Source organism: Pseudoalteromonas rubra (assembly GCF_004212645.1).
GTDB lineage: Bacteria > Pseudomonadota > Gammaproteobacteria > Enterobacterales > Alteromonadaceae > Pseudoalteromonas > Pseudoalteromonas rubra_G.
Genome location: NZ_PPUZ01000022.1, coordinates 43780 through 56870 on the forward strand (window position 1 = coordinate 43780; position 13091 = coordinate 56870).

At 53.1% G+C, this 13091-nt stretch carries 12 protein-coding genes; 5 read left to right on the plus strand and 7 right to left on the minus strand.

Annotation, left to right across the window (positions count from 1 at the left end):
* Position 1 precedes the first annotated feature (1 nt).
* From C3B51_RS08370 to argE, 5 genes are all read right to left on the minus strand, one after another.
* Positions 2-1090, minus strand: a complete 1089-nt coding sequence (locus tag C3B51_RS08370) for a ferritin-like domain-containing protein (protein WP_130244741.1) — start codon at positions 1088-1090, stop codon at positions 2-4.
* 10 nt (positions 1091-1100) lie between these two features.
* Complete coding sequence (locus C3B51_RS08375) at positions 1101-2939, minus strand: GMC family oxidoreductase (protein WP_130244742.1); 1839 nt, start codon at positions 2937-2939, stop codon at positions 1101-1103.
* 9 nt (positions 2940-2948) lie between these two features.
* Positions 2949-3437 carry a hypothetical protein gene (locus tag C3B51_RS08380; RefSeq protein ID WP_130244743.1) on the minus strand — a complete coding sequence of 163 codons (489 nt, stop codon included), beginning with the start codon at positions 3435-3437 and terminating at the stop codon, positions 2949-2951.
* A 134-nt stretch (positions 3438-3571) separates the two neighbouring features.
* A complete protein-coding gene (locus tag C3B51_RS08385; RefSeq protein WP_130244744.1) occupies positions 3572-3754 on the minus strand; it encodes a hypothetical protein in 183 nt (60 codons plus the stop codon).
* Positions 3755-3810: 56 nt separating this feature from the next.
* Positions 3811-4974: an acetylornithine deacetylase gene (gene argE / locus C3B51_RS08390; protein WP_130244745.1), complete on the minus strand. Its 1164-nt coding sequence runs from the start codon at positions 4972-4974 to the stop codon at positions 3811-3813.
* 174 nt (positions 4975-5148) lie between these two features.
* Between argE and argC the strand changes: the two genes are divergently transcribed.
* Genes argC through argH form a run of 5 tightly spaced genes read left to right on the plus strand, consistent with a single transcriptional unit; the run spans position 5149 to position 11013 of the window.
* On the plus strand, positions 5149-6159 hold the full coding sequence (argC, locus tag C3B51_RS08395) for an N-acetyl-gamma-glutamyl-phosphate reductase (protein ID WP_130244746.1): 1011 nt from the start codon (positions 5149-5151) through the stop codon (positions 6157-6159).
* Positions 6160-6162: 3 nt separating this feature from the next.
* On the plus strand, positions 6163-6945 hold the full coding sequence (gene argB / locus C3B51_RS08400) for an acetylglutamate kinase (RefSeq protein ID WP_130244747.1): 783 nt from the start codon (positions 6163-6165) through the stop codon (positions 6943-6945).
* Positions 6946-6953: 8 nt separating this feature from the next.
* Entirely contained in the window at positions 6954-7874 is a 921-nt protein-coding gene (locus C3B51_RS08405) for an ornithine carbamoyltransferase (protein WP_130244748.1), read from the plus strand.
* Positions 7875-7908: 34 nt separating this feature from the next.
* Positions 7909-9123, plus strand: a complete 1215-nt coding sequence (locus tag C3B51_RS08410; RefSeq protein ID WP_130244749.1) for an argininosuccinate synthase — start codon at positions 7909-7911, stop codon at positions 9121-9123.
* A 24-nt stretch (positions 9124-9147) separates the two neighbouring features.
* Positions 9148-11013 (plus strand): argininosuccinate lyase, encoded by a 1866-nt coding sequence (gene argH, locus C3B51_RS08415; RefSeq protein WP_130244750.1) that lies wholly within the window; start codon positions 9148-9150, stop codon positions 11011-11013.
* Between the two features lie 59 nt (positions 11014-11072).
* On the opposite strand, the gene C3B51_RS08420 is transcribed toward argH, so the two are convergent.
* Both C3B51_RS08420 and coaD read right to left on the minus strand, forming a co-directional pair.
* Positions 11073-12437 carry a capsule assembly Wzi family protein gene (locus tag C3B51_RS08420; protein WP_130244751.1) on the minus strand — a complete coding sequence of 455 codons (1365 nt, stop codon included), beginning with the start codon at positions 12435-12437 and terminating at the stop codon, positions 11073-11075.
* A complete protein-coding gene (gene coaD, locus C3B51_RS08425; RefSeq protein WP_125716770.1) occupies positions 12434-12916 on the minus strand; it encodes a pantetheine-phosphate adenylyltransferase in 483 nt (160 codons plus the stop codon). Before coaD ends, C3B51_RS08420 begins: the two co-directional genes overlap by 4 nt.
* Between the last annotated feature and the right edge of the window lie 175 nt (positions 12917-13091).

Here is a 13091-nt window from a genome sequence, read left to right on the forward strand (position 1 = left end):
ATCAGCATCCTCCCGGGCGGTCTGTGGCGGCAATATAGCGCCAGGTGGGCGTAGCGTTGCGCCCGCTGTGGTCGGGCAGAGGTACCCGCATCATGCTTTGGGCCTTTTCCTTGAGTCCGAACATAGTGCCAACGGCGGCAACCAGTAAGTCTGGCTGGCCATTAAAGGCCAGATGAAGTTGATCCAGCAGCAGGCTCAGGGTCAGGTTAAACTCAGTGTCGAGCCGGGCTATCGCGGGGTAAGGCTGATAGTGTTCCGGTTGTGGGTTTTTCACCACGTTATATACCAGGTGATAATCAATCGGGATAGCCGGACCGGTCGGCCCTGAGTTGGGCGTGTCGCCCTGGACATAGCGATAACCCAGCAGCAGTTCGTTAAAGCGGTAGTAATGAGACAGCTCCCTGGGCTGCATAAATAACTGGTGGTCGCCGCTGTCTACGCCCGTGGTATCACCCAGCGGAAAGGGCTGATCCGGATCCCAGCATTCATCTGGCATCCCTTCGCCCTGCGCTATGATGGCATTAAGGGCAAAATTGGCGGAGGCCAGGTCTGTCACAGGGGTGATCTCTCCGCCGCCGCCATAGTAATACTTGTGCGCGATTTGCTTGTCGTGGCAGTCTGCGGGGAACAGGTCGGGTCCGTAGCGTTCGTGCAGCGTCTGCAAGCCGTTTTCAATACCGGCATAGAATTCGCCTATGGTGATATCCCCCTTTTTTGCCAAAGCGGCGGGCATTTCAATGTTGAGAAAGTTTTGCAGTGCCTCCGGGCTGAACTTTTGCAGATCTGCTTCAAACCAGGTTTCGCCGTCAGGCAGCCTAGTCGGAAAGGTAGGCAGAAACTCCGGACTGTTGATTGCCGGACTACCTCCGGTGGCGATCAGCAGGTTCGCAGCATTGGTCAGATGGAACATCTCCTCCATCACAACCGAGCGGATCACTGTATAGGCACACTGATTGGTGCCTTCCTCAATGGAATACAAGGCGGTGAGGTAGACTGGCAAGGTGGAGAATTCCAGCTCAATCGCCAGTTGCAGGTCGTAGTGCAGCTGTTCGAGCGTTTCTATCGGACGTTTTTGCAGTTTATGATACATGGCAGATCCCTCATTCATACTGGTCGAGTGCGTTTAACACGTTGTCAGCAGCCCAGAAGGTCAGTGCTGCCATGGTTAAAGTCGGATTACTGGTCGCAATGGTGGGCATATTGCCGCAGCCAACCAGGTAGAGATTCGGGTGATCCCAGCTGCGTTGTTCGCGGTTTACCACCGAGGTTTTTGGATCATCGCCCATCAGGTGCGTACCAACCAGATGCCCGGCACCGTTGTAGACATAACCTTTGCCCTGATACTGCACATAACCCGGATCGTTGGCTTTATATTTGGTAAAAGGTTCGACGGCAAGGCGCTGGAAAATGGCATCCGACACTTCTTTAGCCTGTGCCATACCGGCGCGGGTGTAGTCGGTGACCTTGTAGTGGATCACCGGCCGATAGTTGCCCAGCTGATCCCGGTATTGATCGTCTATGGTGACGCGATTATCGGGGTCGGGGAGTTGCTCTACCAAAAAGCCAAAGCGGAACATGCGCGGGTATTCTTCGGCGATTTTGTGACGCAGGGCCGGGCCAAATAAGTTTTGCTCATCGATAAGCTCTGGCACAGTGGCAATCGGCGCGCCTTCCGGCCAGCTCCAGCCCCAGTTACCTATCTCAATACGAAAAGCGGCTTGCTCGGCGCGAAATGCTCCGCCACGCAGTGAAGGGATCCCTGAGGTTGAACCCGGGCCACGGAATGCGCCGATTTTGCAGGGCATCAGGCCCCAGGTCAGCATAGTTGGGTGGTCCATCAGGTTACGACCGACCTGATCGCTGGAATTTGCCACATTGGAGGCCAGCAATAGCTTGGCGTTTTCGACGGCGTGGGCGGCCAGTACCACCACTTTGCCTTTGACCGTTTTATCGTCATAAGCTGCGGATTTAGTAGAGTGGTAGCGTTTGTAGTGGACCTTAGAGATGTGCTGCGTTTTGTGGTCCACCTCCAGGTTGTAGGCGACCGCCTGAGTCTCTATGGTCACGTTACCCGTGTTTTTGGCTTGCTCCAGCGTTTTTAAAGCTGAGTACTTGGCCTGGATAGGACAGATAGGCACACAGTTAGAATTACCCGCACAGCGTTGACCCAGATCTGGGTTTCCTGCTGCCCCCACAGGGCGGTAATCACCCCTCGGCATGCCGTTGCGCCCTTGTGGGGTTGCCACCACATCAATGGGGTAGGGCTGGTTGTCAATTTCAACTTGCATGCCCTGAAGCCCTTTGGCCAGATACTGATCCAAAAAGCTCTGCGGAATTTGCTCCATCGGATAATCGTAATTTTCTTCAAACGGTAGCTGTACGCTGGGGTTATCAATCTGCTGATAGGTTTGCACATCGGCATTGGCCGAGACCCCAATATGTTGTTCCGCGATTTCGTACCAGGGTTGCAAATCCTGATAGCTGATGGGCCAGTCGCGGCCACGGCCAAAGCGCGTTTTGAGCTCAAAGTCTTCGGGTAGCATGCGCAGGCAGGTGCCCAGCCAGTGCAAGGTGGTGCCGCCTTCACTACGAGTGTAGGTACTGGCAAACGGATCCGGGCCATACTGAACAAAATAGCCGTGATCACTGACGGGCTTATCCAGCGGTGGCTTTTGAATATCGGTGACCAAAGGTTGCGGGGCATTAGGGTTGTTGGGATACGGGGCGTTGGGGATCTTGGCCATGGCAGTGAAGAAACGCGTCATATAAGACTCATAGCCTTTCTCTTTACCCTGGTCGAAGAAACGTCCGTCGGTGCCCGTGCCCGCTTCCAGGATCAGCACTTTCTTGCCTTGCTCACCCAGCTGTTTAGCCATAATGGCACCTGCAATACCGGCCCCGACGATGACCACGTCGTATTCTGTATGATGATGTGTCATGCTGCTTTCCTAATCCAGGTTAAGAGGTTTCACTGATTGGCCGGGAAAGGCCCAGGTGCCGTACCCAGGCTGCTTTGCTCCCATGGGGTGACTACCCAGGGCATTCCACACCAGGCCCTGAATATAGGCATTGCTGGAGATCACATAGTCTTCAACAGGCTGTTTATCTGCACTGAAATCGTCAACCCCATACAGAGCATTCCAGTCGGCAGGCAGCTGATACCAGATGGAGAGATACCACATCTTGATGATGTTTCTGGCAACCGGGCCAAGTTTGGCGCAGTTCCAGATACGGTCGTAAAATTGTGCCTGATTGGAGTCACACTCGAGCGAACCAATTTCCTCAGCCCGGTGATAAAGTTCCTGTATCACGTCCTGACGCACCCATTGGCTGAGCGTTTTGCAGTAAGTGGGACCCACGCCCGTGCACTGTAATTCGACCTCGTCGTAGCCGGTCAGTGTGGCACTGAGACGATAAAAATCGGTCAGTCTGTACATAAGTTTGCCCCTGATGAAGTGATGAGAAAAATCGGCGAGCGGCGCACATCAGCGGAAGGTGAGAAACAAGGCGGATATTCGGTTGTTTACCGGGCAAGTAACGGCGCATGGTACCGTGGATACCATGACACCGGTTATGAGAAAGTGGTTTGCACATTTTTTGCCCCTTCCTTGTCAGTAGAGCGATACTGCGGCATCCATGCTGACAATCGATGGCCCGAACGGCCCTGATGTGCCTGTTCGGGCACATCAATCACGATAAAAGCGAGCTTAAACGCGCTTGACGGGGCGCGCTCAGGCAGGCTTTTACCGCTCATGTATTACATCTGATCAGGTATAGTGGCTGGTTGTCGTTTGTGCAAATTACACACTATTACACAAAGCACTGCTGCTTGATAAGCTCCGTGAGGATCTGCTGACTGGGTTTGATTTTTTCCATCGCCAAATATTCATCGGGCTGATGTGCCTGGGCAATGGAGCCGGGTCCCATGACAATCGTCTCGCAACCAAGCTGCTGTAAAAAGGGCGCTTCCGTACAATAATTTACGGCCACGGCCTGCTGACCTGAAATTTTTTCAGCCAGCGTTACCAGTGCGCAATCCCGGGTGCCATGAAAAGCAGGAATGGGGTCATGCAAGTCAAGCACCGACACGCTGTCGGGATAACGCGCATTGATCGGGGCAACGGCCTGCAGTAACAAGGCCTGTAGCTCTGCAATGCTGAGTCCGGGCAGAGGTCGCAGGTCAATATGTAGCTCGCAGCAGCCACAAATTCGGTTGGCGTTATCGCCGCCATGAATATGACCTAAATTCAAGGTCGGGTACGGAATTGCAAAATCCTCAAGTGAATATTTATTCTTTAAATCTTCTTTTAACTGTAACAGATTAGTAATCACCTGTTGCATGATCTCGATGGCATTTAGGCCGCGATCCGGATCGGAGCTGTGCCCGGAGCGCCCTGTTACCCGAATCGCCGAAGACATATGCCCTTTGTGGGTATAAACCGGCACCATATCGGTTGGCTCACCTATGATACAGCGCTCTGGCTTGAGGTTACTGTGGCGTGCAATTTCCTGTGCACCGGCCATGGTGATCTCTTCATCTGCAGTGGCCAGGATCATGATTGGGGCGCTCTGCTTAAGATCTTTCAGGTCCTCCAGTGCTTTCAAAACAAAGGCAAAAAAACCTTTCATATCAATACTGCCCAAACCATATAAACGGTTATCCCGCTCGCTGAGGGTGAAGGGATCAAAGTTCCAGCGGCTGTCATCAAAGGGCACGGTGTCTGTGTGTCCGGCCAGCATCAGGCCGCCGCTGTGCTCTGCCATGCCTGGCGGGCACCGTCTGGCGAGTAAGTTGAACTTGCCCGGCGCGGCGTGCAGCTCGGTGATTTCGGTACTAAAACCCAGCTGCTCACACCACTGCGCAAGCAGTTCAATGACTGCCCGGTTGCTTTGATTGAGGCTGGCATCGAGCGCGCTGACAGAAGGGCGCGCTATCAGTTCGCGGTACATGGTTTTAAAGTCGGGTAGAGACATTGCGTTTATCCTGAAAATATTTATTCAAACCTGTTGCATAAAAATCTATATGTATGTAAGGTGAATATCAATTCATTTTTTTAGCATAAATATAGAGGGTGCAACAATGCGACGATAAGCTCATCAATAGCAAATATAAGGTCTTTGTGTTCACTTTAGTTTAAAGAGTTATCGATGTTTAACGTAGCAATTGTTGGCGCCAGCGGATATAGCGGCGCAGAGCTGGCCAGTTTAGTGGCCCGTCACCCGGGTTTGAATCTCAGTGGCTGTTATGTGTCAGCGCACAGCCTGGATAAAGGGAAGTGTCTGAGCGAGTTATATCCTGAGCATACAGGTTTACTTGATGTCTCCCTGCTTCCTTTGACGAATGAGGCGTTTGCAGACATAGCCGACAGCGATGTCGACTATGTCTGCCTTTGTACCGACCACAAGGTAAGCGTAGAGCTGGCCCAAACCTTTCTGAACATGGGCAAGAAAGTCTTCGACTTGTCCGGGGCCTATCGGCTTAAAAACAGCGCAGATTACGAGCAATACTATGGCTTTAGCCACCCTTACTCACAGTGGCTCGACAAGGCGCAGTATGGCCTGGTTGAGTGGTACGGCGATTCCCTGAGCGAAGCTCAGCTGGTGGCGGTGCCCGGGTGCTATCCAACCGCTGCGCTAAATGCGCTTAAGCCGCTGAAGCAGGCCGACTTACTCAGCGACACGACCATTATTATCAATGCCGTCTCGGGTGTCACCGGCGCTGGCCGCAAAGCCAGCCTGAACACCCACTTTTGCGAAGTGTCTCTGGCACCTTATGGGCTGTTTAATCATCGCCATACCCCGGAAATTGAACGCTACCTCGCGCACCCAGTGTTGTTTACGCCGCATCTGGGCAATTTTCCTCGGGGGATTCTGGAAACCATTTATGTCTCACTCAAGCCAGGTGTGTCGGAGCATCAGGTTGCACAAGCCTATCAGGTGCTGGCTGACGAGCCGCTGATCCGTCTCAAAGGGGCCTGCATGCCGTCAATCAAAGGGGTGGCAAATCGCGCCTTTGTGGATATTGGTTGGCAGCAGCGGGGGCAGCAACTGATTGTCACAGTGGCGATAGATAATTTACTGAAAGGGGCGGCAGGGCAGGCGCTGCAGTGTATGAATCTGGCCAGCCAGTATCCCCATGAGCAAGGGTTAGTGGGGTAAACCATGACAGATAAGAAAATCTGGGTGATCAAACTCGGTGGCGCGGTGCTTAATTCAGAGCAGGCCGCCCATGATTTATTCAGCGCACTGAATACGCGTGTGCTGCAAGACCAAACGCAAGGTTTTGTGGTGGTGCACGGTGGTGGCGCGCTCGTGGATAGCTGGCTTAATGACGCTGGATTTGCCACTGCTAAACACCAGGGGCTGCGGATCAGCCCTAAAGAGCAAATGCCTTATATTGTCGGCGCACTGGCCGGGTGTGCCAACAAACAACTCATGGCCCAGGCTATTACGGCGGGGTTAAGGCCAGTTGGACTCAGCTTGTATGAGGCGGGCCTGATGACCACGCAAAAACTCAAAGCACTGGGGCAGGTGGGCACCTGTGAGCCGCAGGGCGACAGTTTGCTGCCTGAGATGCTGGTAGCCGGACGGATCCCCTTGGTCAGCTCGATTGGCATAGGCGCTGATGGCGCACTGTTTAACGTCAATGCCGACGAAGCGGCCGCAGCACTGGCACATCAGCTGGGCGCTGAACTGATTTTTATGACCGATGTAGAGGCGGTATTAGATGGCGCAGGTCAACCGCTGGCGCAATTAAATAGCGACCAGATAGAACAACTGATAGCACAAAAGGTGATTGTGGGCGGGATGGAGGTCAAAGTTAAGACCAGTCTTCACGCTGCCCGACATTTACGACGCGGGGTGTATATCTCGAGCTGGCAAAAGCCAGATAACTTGCTTGCCCTGCTGGAGGGGCAGCACGTCGGAACGCAAATTTTACCTTAGGAAACCTTATGTCGAGTCATTTTATAACTGGTCTGGAATTTGATAAAAGCCAGGCACTTAAGCTGCTTGCCCTGGCAAGCGATATGAAACAACAGCCGCAGGAATTTGCCCACGCACTGGCGGGCAAGTCTGTGGTTACGCTATTTGAAAAACCCAGCCTCAGAACCCGTTTGTCATTTGATATTGGGATTAACAAACTGGGCGGTCATGCGGTCTATCTGGACCAGCAAAACGGCGCCATGGGCAGCCGTGAATCTGTACAGGATTTTGCGCTCAATATTGCCACCTGGGCCGATGCACTGGTAGCACGGGTTTCTTCTCACCACACCCTGGAGGTGTTGGCTGAGCACTCATCAATTCCGGTGGTGAACAGCTTGTGTGACTTGTACCACCCTTGTCAGGCGCTGGCCGATTTTCTGACCCTGCAGGAGGCGTTTGGCGACGTCAGCCAGATCAAATTGGCGTATCTGGGTGAGGGTAACAATGTCTGTCAGTCTTTATTGCTGCTGGCGGCAACATTGGGGGCCGATTTTGTGGCTGTATGCCCGAAAGGCCATTCGCCCGATGCACAAATCGTTAAGCAGGCGGAGCAAATCGCGGCGGTTAATGGGGCGTCTGTGCTGATCAGCGACCGCATTGAAGCCGCAGTCGGTGCCAACGCCCTGTACACAGATACCTGGGTGTCAATGGGCAGTGATACGTCACTTGATCAGGCAAAAACCACCTTTATGCCCTACCAGCTCAATCAGGCATTACTCGAACAAACCGGGGCCAGCACAGTGCTGCATTGCCAGCCTGCACACCGGGGCTATGAGATCACCTCCCAGGTGATGGACGGCCCTAAAGCGCGGATCCTGCAACAGGCAGAAAACCGCATGCATGCGCAAAACGCCCTGTTACTGGCGCTCATGAATAAACAAATCGTCTGAGCCAATAGGATTTAAGAATTAAGGTAAAAACATCATGAAAAAGATTAAAAAAGTTGTTCTGGCTTACTCAGGTGGTCTGGATACGTCGGCCATTGTGCCCTGGTTAAAAGAAAACTACGGCTGTGAAGTGGTCGCCTTTGTTGCCGATGTCGGCCAGGGTGAAGAAGAGCTTCAGGGCGTCGAGGAAAAAGCCCTGGCATCTGGTGCCAGCGAATGCCATATCGTCGACTTAAAGGCCGAACTGGTCAGTGATTACATCTATCCAACCTTGCAAAGTGGTGCGATCTACGAAGGCACTTATCTGTTGGGGACTTCCATGGCGCGTCCTATCATTGCCAAAGCGCAGGTTGAAATCGCTCGCAAAGTCGGCGCGGATGCGCTATCCCATGGCTGTACTGGTAAAGGAAATGATCAGGTGCGTTTCGAATCTTGCTTTGCCGCGCTTGCGCCGGACCTTGGGGTTATTGCGCCGTGGCGGGAGTGGTCGCTGTCGAGCCGGGAGTCCTTGCTGGACTATCTGGCCGAGCGCAGCATTCCTTGCGCCGCCTCTGCCACCAAAATCTATAGCCGTGATGCCAATGCCTGGCATATTTCTCATGAAGGCGGCGAGCTGGAAGATCCCTGGAACCAGCCCAGCGAGCAGGTTTGGACCTGGACGGTATCGCCAGAACAGGCGCCCGATGAGGCTGAACTGGTCAGTGTGCAGATTGAGGCCGGTCAGGTGGTGGCTGTGAATGGTCAAAACCTCAGTCCTTATCACTGCCTGCTGACGCTGAACGAGATTGCCGCTAAACATGGTGTGGGCCGCATTGATATCGTTGAAAACCGTTTGGTGGGTATGAAGTCGCGCGGTTGTTACGAAACTCCGGGGGGAACTGTGATGGTGGCTGCACTTCAGGCCATTGATGAGCTGGTGCTGGACAAGGCCAGCCGTAAATGGAAAGAAACCGTGGCCAACGAGTTTGCACATCTGGTGTACGACGGTCGCTGGTTCACTCCGTTAAAAGATTCGCTGCTGGCGGCCGCCCAGTCACTGGCGCAGGTGGCCAGCGGCGAGGTGGTGCTGAAACTGTATAAAGGTCAGGTCAGCGCGATACAAAAGCGCTCGGTGAACAGCTTGTATAGCGAAGCGTTTGCGACTTTCGGTGAGGACGATGTGTACGACCAGTCTCATGCCGAAGGCTTTATCCGCTTGTTCTCTTTGTCCAGTCGTATTGCGGCATTGAACAAGCAAAAGTCGGTTAAATAACGGTGATCAGAGGAGTAAAGTAACATGGCACTGTGGGGTGGACGCTTTTCGTCTGGGCCGGATGCGGCCTTTAAACAATTTAATGATTCCTTGCCGTTTGACTATCAGCTGGCTGAGCAGGATATTGTCGGCTCGATAGCCTGGGCGGGCGCACTCAAGCAGGTGCGGGTCTTGAGCGCTGATGAACATGCCGAGCTTGTGGCGGCGTTGCAGGCGTTACTGGACGAGGCCTGTGTTGATCCGCACGCCATTGCGACGGCTGGGTATGAAGACATTCACTCCTATGTGGAAGCACGACTGATCGACAAAGTGGGCGATCTGGGCAAAAAGCTCCACACCGGACGCAGCCGTAACGATCAGGTGGCCACCGACTTTCGCTTGTGGTGTCGCGACACGGCAGGCACTGTGCTCGAAGCACTTGGGGCGCTTAAAGTGGCGTTTGTTGCGCTGGCAGAGCGTGAGCTGGGCACCATTTTACCGGGTTATACCCACTTGCAACGGGCACAACCTGTGCTGTTCAGCCACTGGTGCATGGCCTATGTAGAAATGCTGGAGCGTGATACCTCGCGCCTGCAGGATGCCGTGACACGCTTAAATGAATGCCCGCTTGGCAGCGGCGCACTGGCGGGCACTGCCTACGATATCGACAGAGAGCAGCTGGCTGCGGAGCTGAACTTTCGCTGTGCCACCCGCAATAGCCTGGACGCGGTGTCGGACCGGGATTTTGTGCTGGAACTACTGAGCTGTGCTTCTATTTCTATGTTGCATCTGTCGCGCCTTGCCGAGGATATGATTTTTTATAACTCCGGAGAAGCTGGCTTTATTGAGCTGGGCGACAACGTGACATCCGGCTCGTCTTTAATGCCACAAAAGAAAAACCCCGATGCGCTGGAGCTGATCCGGGGTAAAACCGGCCGGGTATTTGGTGCTTTCAGTGCCATGATGATGACATTAAAAGCGCTACCACTGGCTTACAATAAAGACATGCAGGAAGACAAAGAAGGCGTATTTGACGCTATGCCAACCTGGCTGGCCGCGTTGCATATGGCCCAGTCCTGCATTGAAAGTGTCAAAGTCAATGGCGATAAAACCAAGCAGGCAGCGCAGGGCGGACACGCCAATGCCACTGAGCTGGCCGACTATCTGGTTGCCAAAGGGATCCCATTCCGCGAGGGCCATCACATTGTCGGCCAGCTGGTACAGCTGGCACTGAGTGAGCAAAAAAATCTGGAAGATCTCAGCCTGGCGCAATTTCAGTCGGTCTGTGCTCAGATAGAGCAGGATGTTTACCCGGTATTACAGCTGGATGCCTGTATTGCAGCGCGCAGTGCGAAAGGCGGCACTTCAATGGCGCAGGTGTCAGCAGCCATTGGTGCGGCGAAAAAAAAACAGCAAATCACGGTACGTGACGCGACCTTAAACGATGTTGAAGCCATCGCAGGGTTGATCCAGTACTGGGCTAAGGTAGGTGAAAACCTGCCTCGGGCCAAAAGCGATATGATCCACAGTATCAATGAGTTTGCTGTGACTGAGGTCGACGGCAAGGTCACCGGCTGTGCATCGTTGTATATTTATGATACCGGCCTTGCCGAGATCCGTTCACTCGGGGTCGATCCGACAGTGAAGGTGAAAGGCCAGGGGCAGTTGCTGGTCTCGCATTTGCTGGATAAAGCCAAGCGTCTGGCACTGAAGCGCGTTATTGTATTGACGCGGGTGCCCGGCTTTTTCGATAAGCAAGGCTTTAGTGGGTGCAGCAAAGACAGTCTGCCTGAAAAAGTCATGAAAGACTGTGAATTGTGCCTGCGTAAAAACAACTGTGATGAAGTGGCGATGGAGTTTATGTTGCAAGCTGCTGAGCCTGCACGTATTCCTTGTCAGTTCGTGGCCTGAGGAACAGATCACACCCACAGTGAACTATGCCGCCCGAATATGAGCCGGGCGGCAATCCGTTAGAAGCGGTATTCCCAGCTAACTGAGGCGGATGTTTCGTTATTTGAGTCAGTCGTGCCCTTATCGCGCCAGTATGCCAGGTCCAGCTTCAGCAAACCGTTAAATAAACCCTGTTGATAGCCGACCTGCAATAAATCCCGGTCAATATCCAGGGTGCTAAACTCCAGCCGTTTTAGTTTGGCATACCCCCCGTAACCACCCATACCGTAGTAGTTGGCGCCTAAGCTTAGTGACTTTGCCTGTGGTCCCATATGAGCACCCAGCCAGCGTCCTCGCTCCTGGTAGTCTGCGCCTTTGCCTTTGGTCGCAAAATGGCACTGGAAACTGACCTGCTGTGCCTGACAGTCGGTTTCTGTGTCACTGTATTCAAGGTAAGATTTGATGCGATACTCCACCGTGCCCCAGAAGGCTTCTGTGCCTAAGGTGAAATTCCGGTGCGCCGGCAATGCGCCCTGGTCGTTCTCGCCACTGAGCTCACCGTAAAAGGCAACCGGGACACTTGCAATGCGCGAGGCGTATTTGACATCTATGCTGCTGAGGCGCTGTTGTGCCTGAGTTTCATCCTGCGCATCGACCTGGTATACAAAATCGCTGGCCGTAGTGGCATACGCCAGTTCCAGACCTGCGATGGGAGAGGCCGATACTCTGAACCCCCAGAAGTCTTTTTCATTGTCGACGTCCAATAATGGACGTTGCTTTGCTGCAATGGCGGTAATTTGCCAGGGACCGATAAAAGACAAAAAGCTGGGGCCGCTGTAATTGGTATTGGCTCGACTGATACGCAGCGCTTTCATCGGGGCGGCGTTATTAGAAAGCATGAGTGCGTTCTCATTGCCCGGACCCCACCAGTAATCCAAGCGCTCAGCGCTGAATGCCCAGTCTCCCAGTAACACAGCAAGGTGGCTGCCGTGATGATTGACATGTTTGCCATCCTGCGGGTCATCCGCATAGTTAACCTGGACACGGGCACTGACATTACTGCCGGTGAGCTGCCCAAAACTGCTGATACCACTGCGAGAGCGGGTCTGCTGGCCAAAGCCGGCTGGCATAGTTTGTTCATCGCTGTAGTGCGCCTTGACGCCAGAAAGCCTGTCCCGCTTGGCCTGTTCAAGAGCATGATTCACATGTAGCAAGGCAAACTGCACATCGTCGGGCAGTGCGCTGGGGTCAGTGTTGGCCAGATCATCTACTAAGCCATTCCACATCAGGGGATACTGATTGACCGGGCGCTGGATGACGCCGGCACTGACCAAGAGATCAATGGAGTGTTTAAGGTTGCTTTGTTCAGCCTCAATCCAGGGCGAGGCAAACGCTTGTGCCGACGCCAACATCAGGCCGCTAAGCATAAAAAATTGGTTTTTCATCCGTGTAACTTTTCCTCAAGGGCTTTGGCGACCTGTGGGCTGACAAACTCACTGACATCGCCGTTATGCAAGGCAACTTCTTTGACCAGAGTCGAAGAAATGAAAGAGTTTTTCTCGGATGGCGTCAAAAACACACTTTCCAGCTCAGGAAACAGGCGTCGATTCATGTTGGCCAGCTGGAATTCATAATCAAAATCGGAAACCGCACGGATCCCTCGGATCAGCACATTGGCTTGCTGTTGTTTGGCCAAGTCAACTAACAGCCCGCTGAAACCAATCACTTTGACATTGCTATGTGCCGCCAGCACCTCTTTGGCCAAAGCAACACGTTCATCCAAAGTAAAACAGGGTTTTTTGTTGGGGTTGTGTGCGATGGCTAAAATGACGGTATCGAACATTTTGGCCGCGCGTTTGATTAAGTCGGCATGCCCGTTGGTGAGCGGGTCAAAGGTGCCCGGATATAAAGCGGTTACTTGCATGTTGAGATCATAACAATTCAAATTTGCCTTATATTATCAAGCTTACGACACAATATCACTGGTCTGATTTCAAAATGAAAATTTAATGTTATTCCCATTTAGTGCTATTTTCACTGTGCGTTATAACCGAAAGGTCAATATCGCCTCATTAATTACGTGTTATCAGAGAACCGAA

Excerpts from the sequence above, each read along its gene's own strand:
- C3B51_RS08370 (WP_130244741.1), bottom strand. The coding sequence starts at position 1,090 with ATGTATCATAAACTGCAAAAACGTCCGATAGAAACGCTCGAACAGCTG.
- C3B51_RS08375 (WP_130244742.1), bottom strand. The coding sequence starts at position 2,939 with ATGACACATCATCATACAGAATACGACGTGGTCATCGTCGGGGCCGGT.
- C3B51_RS08380 (WP_130244743.1), bottom strand. The coding sequence starts at position 3,437 with ATGTACAGACTGACCGATTTTTATCGTCTCAGTGCCACACTGACCGGC.
- C3B51_RS08385 (WP_130244744.1), bottom strand. The coding sequence starts at position 3,754 with ATGAGCGGTAAAAGCCTGCCTGAGCGCGCCCCGTCAAGCGCGTTTAAG.
- argE (WP_130244745.1), bottom strand. The coding sequence starts at position 4,974 with ATGTCTCTACCCGACTTTAAAACCATGTACCGCGAACTGATAGCGCGC.
- argC (WP_130244746.1), top strand. The coding sequence starts at position 5,149 with ATGTTTAACGTAGCAATTGTTGGCGCCAGCGGATATAGCGGCGCAGAG.
- argB (WP_130244747.1), top strand. The coding sequence starts at position 6,163 with ATGACAGATAAGAAAATCTGGGTGATCAAACTCGGTGGCGCGGTGCTT.
- C3B51_RS08405 (WP_130244748.1), top strand. The coding sequence starts at position 6,954 with ATGTCGAGTCATTTTATAACTGGTCTGGAATTTGATAAAAGCCAGGCA.
- C3B51_RS08410 (WP_130244749.1), top strand. The coding sequence starts at position 7,909 with ATGAAAAAGATTAAAAAAGTTGTTCTGGCTTACTCAGGTGGTCTGGAT.
- argH (WP_130244750.1), top strand. The coding sequence starts at position 9,148 with ATGGCACTGTGGGGTGGACGCTTTTCGTCTGGGCCGGATGCGGCCTTT.
- C3B51_RS08420 (WP_130244751.1), bottom strand. The coding sequence starts at position 12,437 with ATGAAAAACCAATTTTTTATGCTTAGCGGCCTGATGTTGGCGTCGGCA.
- coaD (WP_125716770.1), bottom strand. The coding sequence starts at position 12,916 with ATGCAAGTAACCGCTTTATATCCGGGCACCTTTGACCCGCTCACCAAC.